This is a genomic window from Rubrobacter taiwanensis (genome assembly GCF_004337705.1).
Classification (GTDB): domain Bacteria; phylum Actinomycetota; class Rubrobacteria; order Rubrobacterales; family Rubrobacteraceae; genus Rubrobacter_C; species Rubrobacter_C taiwanensis.
Genome location: NZ_SKBU01000014.1, coordinates 1 through 16,729, shown reverse-complemented (window position 1 = coordinate 16,729; position 16,729 = coordinate 1). Strand labels below are relative to the sequence as shown.

Genomic DNA, 16,729 nt, shown 5'->3' with positions numbered 1-16,729 from the left:
GGCGAGGTCGAAGACGATGCTTGCCAGCTGCTGATGAGAGATCGGGAGACGCGAGAGCGTGATATCCACGAACCAGTTCAAGAACGGCATGGCCATCAGGGTCGATGGCAAACGATTCATCATACTGTACTTCCAGCACGTCAAGCCCGGCAAGGGCGGCGCTTTCGTGCGCACCCGGCTGCGGAACATGGACACCGGGGCGGTGATCGAGAAGACCTTCCGGGCCGGGGAGAAGGTGGAGAACATCCGCACCGAGTCGCGGCCCATGCAGTTTCTCTACGGTGACGGGGATCTAATGTACTTCATGGATTCGGAGACCTACGATCAGATCCCGGTCCCCAGGGAGGTGGTGGGCGAGGCCGCCGACTTCATCGTGGAGGGTGGTGAGGTGAGCCTGCTCTTCGCCGACGGGGAGATCGTGAGCGTCGAGCCTCCGGCGCACGTGGACCTGGAGGTCGTGCGGACCGATCCCGGCGTCCGGGGCAATACCGCTCAGGGCGGCAGCAAGCCGGCCACGCTGGAGACCGGACTTACCGTCCAGGTTCCGCTGTTCATCAGCGAGGGAGAGAGGGTACGGGTGGACACCCGCACCCGCGAGTACCTGACCCGGGTATGAACCTAAAGCCGCGCGACACGGCCGGGATAGAGTACCGGATCGGAGACGAGGCGCTCCGGCTTTTGGCCGCGCTCGCCGCCCGGGAGGTGGAGGGCGTGGCCTCCCAGGTTGAGGACTCCGAGCTCGGCATCCTCGCCCGCCGGCGGCTGGTGGGGAGCGTCGAGCTTCCGGAACGGGAGGCCGGGGCGGCGCCGAAGGTGACAATAGCCGTGCGTTACGGCCGCAGCATCCCGGAGGTGGCGCGTCAGGTTCAGCGCCGGGTCGCCGGGGCTCTGCGGGAGCAGGCCGGCGTCGAGGTCGAACGGGTAGACGTGCATGTGGCGGAGGTGGTCGCGTGAGCCGGCGGCGGGCCCGCAAGCAGGCGTTCCTCATCCTCTACCAGAGCGACGTCACCGGGGCTCCGGTCGAATCGCTGATGGGCAAGTGGCTCGCCTACCGGAGCGATCTTGAGGAGTACGCCCGCCGCGTGATAAGAGGCGTGATGGGCGAGCGGGAGGCGCTGGACCGCATCCTCTCGGAGGTCTCCATCGGCTGGCCGGTGCACCGGATGAGCGCCGTGGACCGCACGGTGCTCAGGCTGGCGCTCTACGAGATCCTGCACGTGGAGGACGTGCCGCTCGATGTGGCCATAAACGAGGCGGTGGAGCTGGCCAAGGGTTTCTCCGGCGAGGACGCGCCGAGCTTCGTGAGCGGGGTGCTGAGGGGGGCGGCCGACCGGCTGTTGATACATGGATAGCGCGCGGCTCTGGGAGGGACACCGGCGGCGGCTGGAGGCGTACCTGCAGGGGCTCGTCTTCTCCGAAGACCCCCGGCTAAAGCGGCTGGTGGAGGCCATGCGGTACTCCATGCTCGCCGGGGGCAAGCGGGTCAGGCCCACGATCTGCATGGAGTCCGCGCGGGTCTTCGGCGCCGATCCGGCGCACGTGCTGCCCTCCGCGGCGGCCGTGGAGCTGATCCACACCTACTCCTTAATCCACGACGATCTGCCCGCCATGGACGACGACGACTTCCGCCGGGGCCGCCCGACCTGCCACAAGGTCTTCGGGGAGGCGCTGGCCATTCTGGCCGGGGACGCCTTCTTCGGGGAGGCGCTCACCCTGATCACCGTGCACCAGGATGGGACCCCGGAGCAGATCCTGGAGGTGGTGCGGGAGCTGGCCGACTCCACCGGCGTGAACGGCATGGTCGGCGGGCAGGTGATGGACATGATGTACACCGGGACCGGCGGGGGAGACCCGGAGACACTGCACATGATCCACGCCTTTAAGACCGGGGCGCTGATTAAATCCTCCGCCCGCATAGGCGCGATCCTGGCGGGGGCGAGCGTCGAGGAGCAGGAGAACATCTCGGAGTACGCCCGGGAGCTCGGGTTCTGCTTCCAGATCGTAGACGACATCCTGAATGCGACCTCGACCACGGAGCGGCTCGGCAAGAGCGCCGGGAGCGACGCCGAGCAGGGGAAGGTCACCTTCGTCGGGGTCTACGGGCTGGACGGGGCCCGCCGGGCCGCGGACGAGTCTCTCGCACGGGCCGTGGAGGCGCTGCGGAGGATCGAGGGCGACACCGCCGGGCTGGAGCAGTTGGCCCTCTTCGTCCGGCACCGGGAGCACTAGCCGGGCGGCCGTGCGGCGGCTGGACGCACTTCTGGTGGAGCGGGGACTGGCGGAGAACCGGAGCCGGGCCAGAGCCCTGATCCTGGCCGGGGCGGTGCGCGTCGGAGAGGAGGTGGCCACCAGGGCCGGGGCCGCGGTGGACCCGGGGGCCGAGATCCGGGTAACCTCCCCCCGGCGCTATGTCTCGCGGGCCGGGGAGAAGCTCGCCGGAGCGCTGGAGGGGTTCGGGATCTCCGTCACCGGCAGGGATTGCCTGGATGCCGGAGCCTCCACGGGCGGTTTTACGGACGTGCTCCTGCAGCGCGGGGCGCGGCGCGTCGTGGCGGTGGACGTCGGTTACGGCCAGCTGGACTGGCGGCTCAGGAACGATCCCCGGGTGACGGTCATGGAGCGTACGAACGTGCGGTACCTGACGGGAGGAGAGCTTCCGTTGGCGCCGGAGCTGCTCGTCGCCGACCTCTCCTTCATCTCGCTCGCGGTAGCGCTGGAGCGGCTGGTGAAGACCACTCCTTCCATCCGGGAGGCGGTGGTGCTCGTCAAGCCCCAGTTCGAAGCCGGCCCGCAGGAGGTGCGGCGCGGCGGTGTGGTGCGCGACCCTGAGGTGCACTTCCGGGTAATATCTGAGGTTGTGGACCAATTCGATAAGATGGGGTTCGGAGCCGCCGGGGTCATGCGGGCCGCGGTGGCGGGGCGGCGTTCCGGCAACCGGGAGTACCCGCTGCACCTGCTGCGAGGTGCTCCGGCCGGCCTGAGGGAGGATGAGATCCGCGAGGCGGTGGAGACGTGAAGGTCCGGCGGGTGGGAATAGTTGCGCACCCCAGCCCCGAGGTCAGCGCCGGGGCCCGGGAGCGCCTGGTGCGGGAGCTGGAGCGCCGGGGCGTGGAGGTGGTGCAGGGGAACCCGGCCGGCGGGGCACACTCGGAGCTGATCTTCGTGCTCGGCGGCGACGGCACGATGCTGCGGGCCTCCCGCATGTACCCGGAGAGCGTGCTGCTGGGCGTGAACCTGGGCAAGGTCGGGTTCATGTCCGGGATGCGCCCGGACGAGATGGAGGAGGGCGTGCGGCGCGCCGTGGAGGGCGAGCTGTACGTTCAGGAGTACCGGAAGCTGGAGGTCCGCACCGGGGCCACCGAGCCCCGCCACGCGGTCAACGACGCACTGCTCGTCAAGGAGAGGCCGCACCGGCTCATCTCGGTCGGGGTGAGGGTGAGCGGCGACGATATCGGGTCGTACATGTGCGACGGTTTCGTGGCCGCCACCGCTCTGGGCTCCACCGCCTACGCGCTCTCGGCCGGGGGACCGATCGTCTCCCGCAACGCCGAATGCTACGTGCTGGTCGCTATCGCCCCGCACACCCTGCTTAGCCGCCCGCTGGTTCTGGGTAAGGATGACGTGGCGGAGCTGACGGTTCTGGAGAACAAGAACGCGCTGCTCTCGCTCGACGGCGAGGAGCCGCAGCGGATCACGCCGGGGGAGAGCGTGCGGGTTAGACTCTCGCAGGAGAAGTTGAGGATAGCCCGGATCGACGGCTGGTCTTGGTGGGAGGCCGTGAGGAGGACTTTTCTGGGTGCTGGCTGAGATCTCGGTTAAGAACGTTGCCCTCATAGAGCGGGCCGTCGTGGAGTTCGGCCCCGGGCTGAACGTGATCAGCGGCGAGACCGGGGCCGGCAAGACGCTGCTGGCCACCGCGCTGCAGATGCTCCTGGGCGGCCGCGCCCGCTCGGAGTTCGTGCGCTCCGGAGCCTCGCAGGCCACCATCGAAGGCCGCTTCATCGTGCCGGAGAGCCTCGACATCCTCGCCGCTTTAGGGGACCTGGCCGGGGAGGTGGATGCGGAGGACGGCCTGATCCTGCGGCGCACGGTCACAGCAGACGGCCGCTCGCGGTGCTACGTGAACGGGGTGAGCGTGCCGGTGCGCGCACTCGCCGCGCTGGGCGAGCGGCTCGTCTCCTACCACGGACAGCGGGAGCAGGCGCAGCTTACCACGGCGGCGGCGCAGCTCGGGATCCTGGACGGTTTCCTCTCCCCGGATGCCGCCCGGGCCCTGGAAGAGCACGCCCGGCTCTGGACCGCCGTGGAACGCGACCGGCGCGAGCTGCAGGAGATCCGGGAGTCCTCCGAAGCCCGCGCGCGCGAGATTGACTTCCTGCGCTATCAGCTCGACGAGCTACAACGCACCGGCTACACCTCGGAAGAGGTGGAGAGCCTGCGCCGGGAGCGGGACCGGCTGCGCAACGTCACGGATCTGCTCCAGGCCGCGGCCTCAGCCTCCGCCGCCCTCTCCTCCGAGGAGGGCGGCGCGGTGGAGTCCGTCGGGACGGCGGGCTCGGAGCTGCGGCGGGCCGCCGGCTACGACGAGACGCTCTCGCCGCTGGTGGAGCGCCTGGAAGGAGCCTCCGCCGAACTGCAGGATATTCTCTACGAACTGCAGGCCTACACGGACGATCTGGAGGCCGACCCCGCCCGCCTCGATGAGGTAGAGGCCCGCCTCGCCGAGCTGCACGAACTCGAACGCAAGTACGGCGACGTGGAGGCCTACGCCCGCAGCGCCCGCGAGCGGCTGGCCCGGCTGGAGGGCTCCTCCGAACGGGTCGGCGAGCTGGAAGAACGCCTCGCCGCCGGCGAAGCCCGCCTGCGGAAGCTGGCAGATAGGGTGAGCGCCGGCCGCCGGGAGGCCTCCGAGAGACTGACCGCGAGAGTCATGGAGAACCTGAGCGATCTGAACCTGAAAGGGAGGTTTAGAGCTCGGTTGATCCAGGTCGAGCCCGGGCCGCTCGGCCGGGAGCGGGTGGAGTTCGGGATCTCGCCCAACTCCGGAGAGCCGGAGCTACCTGTACGCCGTTATGCGTCGGGTGGCGAGCTCTCCAGGATCATGCTTGCGATTCGGCTGGCGCAGGCGCGGGTGGATGGCGGGGCCACGTACGTCTTCGACGAGGTGGATGCGGGCATCGGGGGCGAGACGGCGACGGCCGTGGGCGAGAAGCTGCAGGAGCTGAGCGGGCGCAATCAGGTGCTCACGATAACGCACCTGCCTCAGATAGCGTCGCGGGCAGAGGATCACATCCTGGTCGAGAAGCTCGAGGAGGGCGGCCGCACGCTGACCCGGGCGCGCCGGCTCTCCGGCGGGGAGCGGCGGCGGGAGCTGGCCCGGATGCTCTCTGGGCGGGTGGACGAGGCCTCGCTGGCCCACGCCTCGGAGCTTCTGGTGGGGGAGCGGTGAGGCGGATCGACCTCACGAAGAACGGGCGACCGGCGGGCGTTCCGGTCCGGTTCACCGGCCGGGCGGTGTTGGGGATGAAGACCAAGGAGATCGTGCCGCGTCTCACCCCGGAGGACATCCCGGTCATCCATCACGAGAATCTGGATCGGGTCACGGCCGAATCGCTCGTGGCCGCCGGGGTGCGGGTGGTGGTTAACGCTGCGTGCTCCTCTACGGGGCTCTACCCCAATCTGGGCCCCTTGATACTGGCTCGCGGCGGGGTGTACCTGCTGGACGGCGTGGGGTCGAAGGTCTTCGAGCGCATCAAGACGGGAGAGGAGATCGAGGTCCGCGGCGACGCCGTATATCTGGGCGGCCGGCTCGTGGCCGCCGGGGAGCACCTGGACGTCGGGAAGGCGGAGAGCGCCATCCGCGAGAGCCGGGAGCGGGTTGGGGCGGCGCTGGAGAGCTTCGCCCGGAACACCGTCGAGTTCATGCGGCTGGAGCGGGACATCCTGTTCTCCTCGCTGGAGATTCCGGACGAGCTGGCGGGCGAGATCCGGGACCGCCAGGTGCTCGTTGTGGTCCGAGGCTACGACTACCGGCAGGACCTGCAGGCCCTGGGCCCGTACATCCGGGGCATGCGCCCGTTCATCATCGGGGTCGACGGCGGAGCCGACGCCGTGCTGGAGGCCGGGTGGAGGCCGCACCTCGTCTTCGGCGACATGGATTCGGTCTCCGAGAGGGCCCTGCGCGCCGCGGACCGCGTCCTGGTGCACGGCTACCCGGGCGGCCCCGCGCCGGGGATGGAACGGGTGAAGCGGGCGGGCATCGAGGAAGCGGAGGTGCTCGCGGCCCCCGGACTCTCGGAGGATATCGCGATCATGCTCGCCGAACAGTGCGGAGCCGAGCTCATCGTGGCGGTGGGGACGCACGTGGGGCTGGTGGAGTTTCTGGACAAGGGCAGGAAAGGGGCCTCCTCCACCTTCCTGACCCGGCTGAAGGTCGGCTCGCTGCTGGTCGACGCCAAGGGGGTGAGCAAGCTCTACCCGGCGCGGGTCTCCTCCGGGCAGCTCGCCGCGCTCGTGATGGCCGGGCTGGTCGCGCTCTCCGCGGTCGTCTACGCCTCCGAACCGATAGCCGAGATCTTCCGTCTTCTGGCGATAAAATTGCGTCTGGTGCTGGGGATCTAAGATCATGCCGGACCTCCGCTACCACCTCGTCTCGCTCATATCCGTGTTTCTGGCCCTGGCGATAGGGGTCCTGCTCGGCACCGCCATAGCCGACCGCGGCGTGGTCGACCAGCAGCTCCGGGCGCAGATAGCGGACATCGAGAACCGCTTCAGCCACCAGCAGGAGGTCATAGCCGAGAAGGACCAGGAGATCGCCACCCTCCGGGCGCAGCTGGAGGCGCAGGACGAGATCTCGCACCGGATGGCGGAGACGATCGTCGCCGGCCGCCTGCAAGGGGTGGATGTGGCCGTCGTCGCGGGTCCCTACGCGGATGAGGAGGTCTCCCGGCAGGTCCAGGAGACCCTCCAGAGCGCCGGAGCGGACCTCGGACCCGTCATCCGCTTGGAACCGCCCGATCGGGAGCAGATCTCCGCCGCCTCCTTCGAGCCCTACGCCCGCGCCGCACTGGAGATAGCCGGCTCCACACTGGAGATCCGGGCCCTGGAAGACGTCGCGGATGTCATCGCGGGCGGACCGCGGCCGGAGGGCCTGCCGGACGTCGTGGTCTTCGTCGGCGGCGGAGCGCCGGTGGACCCGGAGGCGGCCGAGCCCGCACTGGACTTCCTGGCCACGGCCCAGGAGGAGATGTTCGGCGCCTGGGAGGACGCCGGAATCAGGGTCGTGGCGGCCGAATCCTCGTTCGCCGCGAACTCCGAGATCCCGCTCTACCAGAGCGCCGGGATCTCCTCGGTGGATAACGCCGATATGCCGGCAGGCCGCGCCGCACTCGTCCTGCTGGCCTCCGGAGCCGCCGAAGGCTCCTACGGAGTCAAACCCACCGCCTCTAGCGCCTTCCCCGAGCCCTCAAGCTAGAGATTGACCACCCCCGCCGTCGCAGTGGTTCCAGCCCGTAACGAAGCCCCCCGACTGCCGGAGACCCTGAGCGCCCTCGTAACCCTCCCCGCCGTGCAGCATGTCGTGGTCGTAGACGACGGAAGTATGGATAATACATCCGAGGTAGCTGCGGCGTTCGGCGCGGAGGTCGTCCGGCTACCGCCGCGTCGCCGGGGGGACAAGGGCCGTGCGCTCCTCTCCGGCATCGTCCACGCCCGCCGTCACAACCCGGACGCCGTGCTGCTCGCCGACGCCGATTTGGGGGCTTCTGCTGCCCGCCTGAGGCCCTTGCTGGACGGTCTCTATGGGGCTCCCGTTGCCGTGGCCGCCTTCCCGCCGGCGGAGGGGGCGGGTTTCGGGCTGGTGAAGAGGCTGGCCCGGTGCGAGATCTCGCGCCGCACCGGCTTCGCCCCGCGGGAGCCGCTCTCCGGCCAGCGGGCGCTGCTCGCCGGGGCGCTCGACCTCCTCCCCGGACTCGCTCCGGGCTTTGGGGTCGAGGTCGGCATGACCCTGGACCTCCTCGCCGCCGGGATCCAGCCCCTAGAGATACCCCTCCCGCTCTCGCACCGCCCCACCGGCAGAGGCCCCTCCGGCTTCGCTCACCGCGCCCGGCAGGGGCTCGACGTCCTGCGCGCCCTGCAGGGGAGCCGCATCCCTTGGTAGCCGCAGCGGCAGGATTTCTGGTCACGCTGGCCTCCCTGGCCCTCCTCTGGCGCTTCCTCCCCCGGCGGGCCAACTTCCGGCAAAAGAGCATCCCGACCTCCGCCGGACTGGCATTCATGCCCATAATACTAGGGGCATATATGGCGGGCATGCTGGCGGGGTGGGAGCGGGATGCGCTGGCGTTTCTGTTATATACGCTGGTTGCGGGGCTGGTGGGGTATGTGGACGATATGTGGGGTGGGGCGGAGGCGCGAGGATTCCGGGGTCACTTCGGGGCTTTAGTACGGGGGAGGGTGACCACGGGGGCAATCAAGGCCGGGGTGCTAGGCGGGGGAGCTTTCATCTTCGCTCTTGCGGCTGTAGACGGGGGCATCTTTGGTGTTATAATCGCCTCCGTGTTAATGGCGGGCAGCGTCAATCTTGCGAATCTTTTCGACGTTCGCCCGGCACGAACCCTCAAATTCCTCGGGATTCCTTCGGTGCTGCTCCTCCTTGCGGTTCCGGAGCATGTCCGGGTGGCTGTGTTACCGGTATTGGGCGGGGCGCTGGCTTTGTTTGGGCTAGATCTCCGGGGGCGGCTCATGCTCGGGGATTCCGGGGCTGCCGTGTGCGGGGCGGTGGCTGGATATCTGGTCGTGATGAGCGGGCCGGGAGTTGTGTGGTGGGTTGCGCTGGCCGTGATTCTGGGGCTCACCGCTGTGGCGGAGGCGTTCTCCATCTCCGCCCTGATAGAGCGGAGCGGGATGTTGCGCAGGCTAGACAGATGGGGGCGGATTGACTAAATACATCTTCGTGACGGGCGGGGTGGTCTCCGCCATAGGGAAGGGAACGACGGCGGCTGCTTTAGGGATGCTGCTCAAGAGCCGGGGCTACCGGGTGGCGCTGCAGAAGTTCGACCCGTACATAAACGTGGATCCGGGGACGATGAACCCCTACCAGCACGGCGAGGTCTACGTCACCGAGGACGGGGCGGAGACCGATCTGGATCTGGGCCACTACGAGCGGTTTCTGGGCGAGAATCTGGGGCGGCTGTCCAATGTTACCACCGGCAGCGTCTATCTGGAGGTCATAAGCCGGGAGCGGCGGGGGGACTATTTGGGCGCCACCGTGCAGGTCATCCCGCACATAACCAACGAGATCAAGAACCGGATCGGGCGCCTCGGGCGCGACCGGGACGTGGTGATCACGGAGATCGGGGGCACGGTCGGCGACATCGAGAGCCTGCCCTTTCTTGAGGCCATAAGGCAGTTCCGCAGCGACGTGGGGCGGGAGAATGTGATCTACGTCCACGTCTCCTACGTGCCCTATATAGAGGCCGCCGGGGAGCTTAAGACCAAACCGACCCAGCACTCCGTGCAGCGCCTGCGGGAGATCGGCATCTCGCCGGACATCCTCGTCTGCCGGGCCGACCGGCCCATAGACGAGGATATCCGGCGCAAGATCGCGCTCTTCGGCGACACGGATCTCAGGAGCGTCATCCCGGCGGTGGACGCTCCGAATCTGTACTGGATCCCGCTCGGGCTGCACGAGGAGGGGCTGGACGAGCTCGTGTTGGAGCGGCTGGGGCTGCCGGCTCCGCCGCCCCGGCTGGAGGAGTGGCGCGAGCTGGTAGACCGTATTCTGGACGCCGAGAGCAGCGTTAGGATAGCCGTCATCGGGAAGTACACCCGGCTTAGGGACTCCTACCTCTCGGTATCCGAAGCTCTGGAGCACGCCGGGGCCGAGTACAGGACGAGGGTGGAGTTGGACTGGGTGGACTCCGAGGAGCTTACGGACTCCGGGGTCGTCGCCCGGCGGCTCGGGGATGCTGCCGGGATCCTGGTGCTTCCGGGCTTCGGTCCCCGGGGGGTTGAGGGCAAGATCCGGGCCGCCCGGTACGCCCGGGAGGAGGGCGTACCGTACCTGGGACTGTGCCTCGGGATGCAGATCGCCGTCATCGAGTTCGCCCGCAACGTGTGCGGGCTTGCAGGCGCCAACTCGACCGAGTTCGATCCCGACTCGCCGCACCCGGTCATAGACATCATGCCGGATCAGGTAGGCGTCGAGATGGGCGGCACGATGCGGTTGGGCAGCTACCCCTGCCGGATGGCTCCCGGTACGCTCGCCGCCGAGATCTACGGGGAAGAGCTGGTCTACGAGCGGCACCGCCACCGTTATGAGGTGAACAACGCCTACCGGGACAGGCTGGAGCGGGCCGGCATGGTCTGGAGCGGCACCTCGCCCGACGGGCGGCTGGTCGAGATAGCCGAGCTTGCAGACCACCCGTTCTTCATCGGGAGCCAGTTTCACCCCGAGTTCAAGAGCCGGCCCCTGCGTCCACACCCCCTCTTCAGGGGCTTCGTGGAGGCCAGCCTCGGGTTCCGGAAGAAGGGGGCTGCTCCGGTGGAGAATCCGGCGCGCCAGAGATAATGCACCGGACGGCCCTCTCTGCGGCTCTCCTCCGCTCGGAGCCGGCCGGATTCGTCGCGACCTCCACGGCCGGTGCGGTGCAGATCTCAGCCCGCCTGCAGTGGCGCCGAGCCGGGGACGTGCCGGATCTCGCCCCGCCCGCCGGTCTTGGGGTGAGAAGGGTCGGTCCCGCTACTCTGGAGATCTCCGGCGAGCTGCGCGCCCTCTCGGAGGGCGGGCTCTCCGCGGTGGCGGAGCGCGCTCTGGAGCGCATCTCCTGCGCCGCGGCGCTCTCCGGAGCGGTTCTGGAGGTGCGCGCCACGCGCAGCGCAGCGCCCGTGATACCGCAGAGGGAGGTGCTGGAGGAGCTCGCGCTCCTGCTGCGCGGGCTGGGGCTGCGTGTCCGGCTCGGCCCCTCGTGGGAGACCGTCCGGGGTGGGGAGGTCGCGCTCGGCGTCCGGGGCATGGAGGAGGTCGTAAAGGAGCGCCTCGCGCGCGAGCTCGGGCTGGAGGTCCCGTGACGGGGCTGCGCCGGGCGCGCGTGCTGCGCGCGGAGGGCGAGCACTCCGGGGCCGCCGCGTTCACGCTGGAGATTCTGGAGGGGAGCCTGGCCGGCCGGCAGGTTCCGGGCCTCTCCTACCGGGAGTTGGGGCCCCCTCCGGAACCCGGAGAGACGGTGCTGGCGAACACCGCCGGGCCGGAGATGGGGCTCGGGACCGGTGGGGTGGCCCTCATCCTGCCGCGAGACGGCTCCGAGCTTCCCGAAAACCGCGATCACTTCACCAAGCTGCCCTACACGCCGCTCCAGTTCCCGGCCCGGCCGGCGCGGATGTCGGGCACGCTGCGGGGGGTGCCGGTCGTCGTGCTGCCGCTGCACTCGCACCTCTCACCGGCCTGTGCTGCGGCCGGAGGGCTCGCCCCGGGGAAGAGGGTCGCCTTCGTCTGGCAGGAGGGGGGAGCCCTGCCCGTGGCTTTCAGCGAGACCGTTCGCGTTCTGAAGGCTAAGAACCTCCTGCACGCCGTCGTCTCCTGCGGCAACTGCTTCGGAGGAGATCTGGAGTCCCCGAACGTGTACGCCGGGCTGCTGGCCGCGGCGGGTGTGGCGGATCTGGTCCTGGCCGGTATCGGGCCGGGGGTCGTAGGCACGGGCGCGGCCTACGGACACGGGGGGATGAGCGCGGCGGTGGCGCTCAACGCCGCCACTGCTCTGGGCGCAACCCCGGTCCTGGCCCCGCGCCTCTCGCACGCCGATCCCCGCGAGCGGCACCGGGGGATGAGCCACCACACGCGGACCGTGATTCGGGCCGCTCTGGGAGGCTGCCGGGTCGCGCTTCCGCAGGGCGCGGACGGGGTGGACCTATCGGGTCTTCCGGAGCGGCACCGCTACGAGCGGGTCGGGTTCGGCGCCGGTGGATTGGAGGAGAAGTTCGGTTTAACCTTTAAGAGCATGGGACGGGGATACGGAGAAGATCCGGTCTTCTTCGACGCCGCTGCCGCCGCCGTCGCGCTGGCGCTCGGGGGTGAATCGCGGTGAAGATCGGCGTCGTAAGAGAGCTCTCGCCCGCCGAGAGCCGCGTGGCCCTGACGCCGGGCGCGGTGTACGAGATCACGCGCCGCGGCCACGAGGTGCTCGTTGAGCTGGGCGCTGGGCTGGAGTCCGGGATCCCCGACGAGGAATACTCCGCCGCCGGAGCCCGGATTCTGGGGGATGCGGCCGCGGTGTGGAACGAGTCGGAGATCATGGTCAAGGTCTCCGGGCCGGTGCCGGAAGAGCACGGACTCCTGCGGGAGGACATGATCCTCTTCGGCTTCCTCTCGCTCGCGGTGAACCCGTCCCTCGTGCGGGCGCTGATCGAGTCCCGCTGCCGCGCCTTCGCGCTGGAGATGATCCAGGACGACCGCGGGCGTCTGCCGGTGCTGACCCCGATGAGCGAGATCGCCGGCCGGCTGGTACCCCAGATCGGGGCTCACTACCTGCAGCGGCCCTCCGGCGGGCGGGGCATCCTGCTCGGGGGATCGACCGGCGTGCAGCCGGGCCGGGTCGTGGTGCTGGGGGCCGGGATAGTGGGGACCGGTGCGGCCCGGGTGGCCAGCGGGCTGGGGGCCGACGTTACGGTACTGGACCGGGACATAGACCGGCTGCGCCAGCTGGAGGGGCTGCGCCTGCGCGGGGTCCGCACGCTCGTTGCGGGCGGCATGAGCATCCGGGAGGCGGTGCTGGGCGCGGATCTCGTGGTCGGCGCGGTGCTGGTCGTGGGGGCGCGCACCCCGGCGCTCGTGGACCGGGACACCGTGCGCGAGATGCGCTCCGGGGCCGTGATCGTGGACGTGGACGTCGATCACGGTGGCTGCGTGGAGACCTCGCGGCCGACCACGCTGGACGACCCGGTCTTCGTGGAGGAGGACGTCATACACTACTGCGTCAAAAACGTGCCGGCTACCGTCCCGATCACCGCCACACAGGCGCTCTCTAACGCCCTGCTGCCCTACGTGCTCGGGGTCGCCGACCGCGGCCTCGTGGGAGCCCTCAACTCCGACGCGGGGCTCCGGCGCGGGGCCGCCATCGTGGAGGGGCGCGTGGTCAGCCCGCCGCTGGCGGAGGCCTGCGGCGCCGAGCACTACCGGCTCTCATCGGTACTCCCGATGCACGCGGAGGCTCGCTGACCCCGTGTTCACCGTGGAGCTGGACGTCTACGCCGGGCCCTACGACCTGCTGCTGAAGCTCATCATGCGGGAGGAGCTGGAGGTCTTCGAGGTGCCGCTGAGGCGGCTGGTCGAGCTCTACCGCTCGACGCATCTCGCCCCGGATCTGGAGCGCGACACGGAGTTTGCGGATTCGGCCACGGCGCTCGTGCTGCTCAAGAGCCGCCTCCTCTCACCGCTTCTGGAGCCCGCCGAAGCCGGGGAGGAGGCGCCCCTCCTGAGCCCCGAGGAGCTGGCCGGACGCCTGAAGGAGTACCTGAAGATCCGGCGCGCTGCGGAGAGACTGGCGGACCGCTTTAAGGCCAACGCCGGATACCACCCCTCGGCAGTGAGCCTGCCTCCTCGCAGGGAGCGGCTCGCCATCTCCCGCGGGCGGCTGCTGGAGACGGCCCGCCGGGTCTTCTCCCGCGCCCCGGAACCCCAGACACATCACCTGGGCCCCATAACCGTCACCGTGCAGGAGCTTGCGGCCCTGATCGAGGCCGCCCTGACCCGCGGCCCGCGCTCGTTCGACGAGATCGTCTCCGGCATGGACCGGCTGCGCACGGCCGTAGCCTTCGCCGCGGCGCTCTCGCTCTCCTCGGAAGGGAGACTTAACCTGCTCCAGAGCGAACCCCTCGGACCCATAACCCTCGAACCCCGACCGTGAACGCCGCCGCCCGCATCGAGGCCATCCTTATCGTGAGCCCGCGTCCGGTGAGCCTGCGCGCGCTGAGCCGCGCCGCGGATCTCCCCGAACCCGAGACCCGGGAGGCGCTAGAGGAGCTCGCCCGGCGCTACTCCCCGGAGTCCTCGGGTGTGGTGCTGCGGCACGTGGCGGGCGGCTACCAGCTGGCCACGAACCCCGCCTGCGCCCGCTACGTGGAGAGCTTCCGGGAGGTCGCGCGGCCGGCCCCGCTCTCGGCGGCGGCCTACGAAGTGCTGGCGACGGTGCTCTACATGGGGCCGATCACGCGCGGTGGCATCTCGGCCGTGCGCGGGGTGAACTCCGACGCCGTGGTGCGCTCGCTTGTGGACCGGGAGCTGCTGCGGGAGGTCGGCCGCGACGAGGAGGCGCCCGGCTCGCCGGCGCTGCTGGACGTGACCGAGGAGTTCCTCACCGCGGCCGGAGCCGAAGGCCGGGAGGACTTCCCGCCGCTGGACGAACTGGTCAGCGCCGAGGAACTGGAGCGGGTGCGGGAGAGGGTGGTGCGCAGCGGCCGGGAGGCGGGATGAGGCTGCAGAAGTACCTGGCCCGCAGCGGGGTTGCACCCTCGCGCCGCAAGGCGGAGGCCCTGATCTCCGCCGGCCGGGTGCGCGTGAACGGGGAGATCGCCGCTCTCGGTGCCACCGTCTCCGAGGGGGACGAGGTCACCCTGGACGGCCGGCCGGTCCGTCCGCCGCACGAGCACGCCTACCTGGCGCTGCACAAGCCCCCGGGATATCTCACCGCCCTGAGCGATCCCCAGGGCCGGCCCACGGTGCGGGACCTGATCCCGCAAGTCCCCGGCCTGGTGCACGTCGGACGGCTGGATCGGGATACCTCGGGCCTGCTGTTGCTCACGAACGACGGGGAGTTCGCCAACCGCATCTCCCACCCCTCCTTCGAGATCGAGAAAGAGTACCGGGTGACCGTGGCGGGCCACGCCTCGCGCGAAGCACTCGCCGCCCTCGCCGCCGGGCCGGACCTCGAGGACGGTCCCACCCGGCCCATGCGGCTTGCGCGCGTGCGCCGCTCCCCCGGCGCCACCACCTTCCACCTCACCACGCACGAGGGCCGCAACCGCATCGTGCGCCGGGCCTGCGCCGCCGTCGGCCTGCAGGTCGTCGCTCTCGAGCGCGTCCGGGTCGGACCGGTGCGTCTGGGGAACCTCAAGCCCGGTGAATACCGCCCGCTCACCCCCGGAGAGCTGGAGGCGCTGCGTTGAAGGTGCCCGGTACGGACTTCACCATCGAAGACATCCGGGGCACCTTCCCGGAGGAGCTAAAGATCCCGCCGCTCGAACGTCCCGTCGACGCCACCATCCGGGTGCCGGGCTCCAAGAGCGTAACCAACCGGGCTCTCCTCATAGCAGCCCTGGCCACGGGAACCTCCACCGTGCGTAACGCCCTCATGAGCGACGACTCCTACTGGCTCATGGACGCCCTCAGACGGCTGGGCTTCGATGTGCGGGCTGAACCCGCCTCCGGCACGGTCCGCGTCGAAGGCCGGGCCGGTGAGATCCCGGCCCCCACAGCCGAACTCTACGTCGGCAACGCCGGAACGGTAGCCCGCTTCCTGCCGCCCGCACTCTCCCTCGGAGCCGGCCCCTACCGCGTGGACGGAACCCCCAGAATGCGCGAACGCCCCATGGAAGACCTAATAGACGCCCTGCGCAGACTCGGAACCCGCGTGGAATGCACCTCAAAACCGGGACACTTCCCCATCGTCATCAGAGGCGGCACCCTGCACGGCGGCCGTATCGCCATCTCCGGCGCGAAGAGCAGCCAGTTTTTGAGCGGGCTCCTGATCTCCGCCCCCTACGCCGCCGCCCCGCTCAGCATAGAGGCGACCGGCGAACTCGTCTCCAAACCCTACGTCGATATCACGCTGGAGGTCATGCGCGCCTTCGGCGTGGAAGTGGAGGCCTCCCCGGACTCCCGTATCTTCCACATCTCCCCGGCCCGCTACACCCCGCAGGACTACCCCGTCGAACCCGACGCCTCAGCCGCCTCCTACTTCTTCGCCGCAGCCGCCCTCACCGGCGGCCGGGTACGAGTGCCGGGCCTGGGCCGCCACTCCGCCCAGGGCGACCTCCGCTTCCTTGAGGTGCTGCACAGGATGGGCTGCAAGATCAAGATAAACGACAACCATATAGAGGTCCGGGGCCCCCACACCCTCCGGGGCGTCGAGGTGGATATGAACGCCTTCTCCGATACCATGATGACCCTCGCCGCCATAGCCCCCTTCGCTACCGAACCTACCACCATCCGGAACGTCGAACATACCCGCCACCAAGAGACCGACCGCCTCTCCGCCGTCGCAACAGAACTCTCCCGCCTGGGCGTCAGAGTCCGGGAGACTCGCGATAGTTTACGCATAATACCACCGAAGCGGGTACGACCGGCCATCGTTGAGACGTATGATGATCACCGGATGGCGATGGCGTTTGCGCTGGTGGGGTTAAAGGTGCCGGGCGTATGCATCCGGGATCCGGGGTGTGTGACCAAGACGTTTCCCGGCTACTTTAGGCGGCTGGGGGAGCTACGGTGAGGTGGCCGGTCCATCCGCTATACTTGCTCTAGCTGATGGGTAGGATCAGGGTTGCCATAGACGGTCCTGCGGGCAGCGGCAAGAGCTCCGTTGCGCGGGAGGTGGCGCGCGAGCTCGGGATCTCGCATCTGGACACCGGGGCCACTTACCGGGCGGTTGCGCTGGCGGCGCTGAGGGCGGGGGTGGATGTGCGGGACGGGGAGCGGCTGGCGGGGCTGGCGCGGGAGGTATTGCTCACGCCGGGGGGG

Annotated in this window: 20 protein-coding genes; all 20 read left to right on the top strand. The window is 69.5% G+C overall.

Annotation, left to right across the window (positions count from 1 at the left end; all coding sequences use genetic code 11):
• Positions 1 to 88 precede the first annotated feature (88 nt).
• Complete coding sequence (gene efp, locus E0L93_RS06945) at positions 89 to 616, top strand: elongation factor P (protein WP_424511422.1); 528 nt, start codon at positions 89 to 91, stop codon at positions 614 to 616.
• Entirely contained in the window at positions 613 to 954 is a 342-nt protein-coding gene (locus E0L93_RS06940; RefSeq protein WP_132690335.1) for an Asp23/Gls24 family envelope stress response protein, read from the top strand. The genes efp and E0L93_RS06940 overlap by 4 nt, the downstream gene beginning before the upstream one ends.
• Entirely contained in the window at positions 951 to 1,352 is a 402-nt protein-coding gene (gene nusB, locus E0L93_RS06935) for a transcription antitermination factor NusB (RefSeq protein WP_132690333.1), read from the top strand. The genes E0L93_RS06940 and nusB overlap by 4 nt, the downstream gene beginning before the upstream one ends.
• Positions 1,345 to 2,229, top strand: coding sequence for a polyprenyl synthetase family protein (locus E0L93_RS16060; protein WP_132690331.1), 885 nt, complete (start codon positions 1,345 to 1,347; stop codon positions 2,227 to 2,229). The genes nusB and E0L93_RS16060 overlap by 8 nt, the downstream gene beginning before the upstream one ends.
• Before the next feature lie 10 nt (positions 2,230 to 2,239).
• Positions 2,240 to 3,016 (top strand): TlyA family RNA methyltransferase, encoded by a 777-nt coding sequence (locus E0L93_RS06925; protein WP_207890365.1) that lies wholly within the window; start codon positions 2,240 to 2,242, stop codon positions 3,014 to 3,016.
• Positions 3,013 to 3,807, top strand: coding sequence for an NAD(+)/NADH kinase (locus E0L93_RS06920; RefSeq protein WP_132690327.1), 795 nt, complete (start codon positions 3,013 to 3,015; stop codon positions 3,805 to 3,807). The genes E0L93_RS06925 and E0L93_RS06920 overlap by 4 nt, the downstream gene beginning before the upstream one ends.
• Positions 3,797 to 5,449: a DNA repair protein RecN gene (gene recN, locus E0L93_RS06915; protein ID WP_132690325.1), complete on the top strand. Its 1,653-nt coding sequence runs from the start codon at positions 3,797 to 3,799 to the stop codon at positions 5,447 to 5,449. Before E0L93_RS06920 ends, recN begins: the two co-directional genes overlap by 11 nt.
• Positions 5,446 to 6,621, top strand: a complete 1,176-nt coding sequence (gene steA / locus E0L93_RS06910; RefSeq protein ID WP_243638142.1) for a putative cytokinetic ring protein SteA — start codon at positions 5,446 to 5,448, stop codon at positions 6,619 to 6,621. Before recN ends, steA begins: the two co-directional genes overlap by 4 nt.
• Before the next feature lie 4 nt (positions 6,622 to 6,625).
• A complete protein-coding gene (locus tag E0L93_RS06905; protein WP_132690323.1) occupies positions 6,626 to 7,474 on the top strand; it encodes a copper transporter in 849 nt (282 codons plus the stop codon).
• 24 nt (positions 7,475 to 7,498) lie between these two features.
• On the top strand, positions 7,499 to 8,158 hold the full coding sequence (locus E0L93_RS06900; protein WP_243638150.1) for a glycosyltransferase: 660 nt from the start codon (positions 7,499 to 7,501) through the stop codon (positions 8,156 to 8,158).
• Entirely contained in the window at positions 8,152 to 8,940 is a 789-nt protein-coding gene (locus tag E0L93_RS06895; protein WP_132690319.1) for a hypothetical protein, read from the top strand. The genes E0L93_RS06900 and E0L93_RS06895 overlap by 7 nt, the downstream gene beginning before the upstream one ends.
• Positions 8,933 to 10,567, top strand: a complete 1,635-nt coding sequence (locus E0L93_RS06890; protein WP_132690317.1) for a CTP synthase — start codon at positions 8,933 to 8,935, stop codon at positions 10,565 to 10,567. Before E0L93_RS06895 ends, E0L93_RS06890 begins: the two co-directional genes overlap by 8 nt.
• Positions 10,567 to 11,067, top strand: a complete 501-nt coding sequence (locus E0L93_RS15775; RefSeq protein WP_165874215.1) for a hypothetical protein — start codon at positions 10,567 to 10,569, stop codon at positions 11,065 to 11,067. The genes E0L93_RS06890 and E0L93_RS15775 overlap by 1 nt, the downstream gene beginning before the upstream one ends.
• Positions 11,064 to 12,080: a DUF3866 family protein gene (locus tag E0L93_RS15770; RefSeq protein WP_165874214.1), complete on the top strand. Its 1,017-nt coding sequence runs from the start codon at positions 11,064 to 11,066 to the stop codon at positions 12,078 to 12,080. Before E0L93_RS15775 ends, E0L93_RS15770 begins: the two co-directional genes overlap by 4 nt.
• Positions 12,077 to 13,210, top strand: a complete 1,134-nt coding sequence (ald, locus tag E0L93_RS06880; RefSeq protein WP_132690313.1) for an alanine dehydrogenase — start codon at positions 12,077 to 12,079, stop codon at positions 13,208 to 13,210. Before E0L93_RS15770 ends, ald begins: the two co-directional genes overlap by 4 nt.
• Before the next feature lie 4 nt (positions 13,211 to 13,214).
• Positions 13,215 to 13,898: a segregation and condensation protein A gene (locus E0L93_RS06875; RefSeq protein WP_132690311.1), complete on the top strand. Its 684-nt coding sequence runs from the start codon at positions 13,215 to 13,217 to the stop codon at positions 13,896 to 13,898.
• Positions 13,895 to 14,464, top strand: coding sequence for an SMC-Scp complex subunit ScpB (gene scpB, locus E0L93_RS06870; protein ID WP_132690309.1), 570 nt, complete (start codon positions 13,895 to 13,897; stop codon positions 14,462 to 14,464). Before E0L93_RS06875 ends, scpB begins: the two co-directional genes overlap by 4 nt.
• Positions 14,461 to 15,156 (top strand): pseudouridine synthase, encoded by a 696-nt coding sequence (locus tag E0L93_RS06865; protein WP_132690307.1) that lies wholly within the window; start codon positions 14,461 to 14,463, stop codon positions 15,154 to 15,156. The genes scpB and E0L93_RS06865 overlap by 4 nt, the downstream gene beginning before the upstream one ends.
• 2 nt (positions 15,157 to 15,158) lie before the next feature.
• Entirely contained in the window at positions 15,159 to 16,481 is a 1,323-nt protein-coding gene (aroA, locus tag E0L93_RS06860; protein WP_243638149.1) for a 3-phosphoshikimate 1-carboxyvinyltransferase, read from the top strand.
• A 35-nt stretch (positions 16,482 to 16,516) separates the two neighbouring features.
• Positions 16,517 to 16,729: (d)CMP kinase (locus tag E0L93_RS06855; RefSeq protein WP_207890363.1), on the top strand; the 213-nt coding region annotated here is incomplete at its 3' end.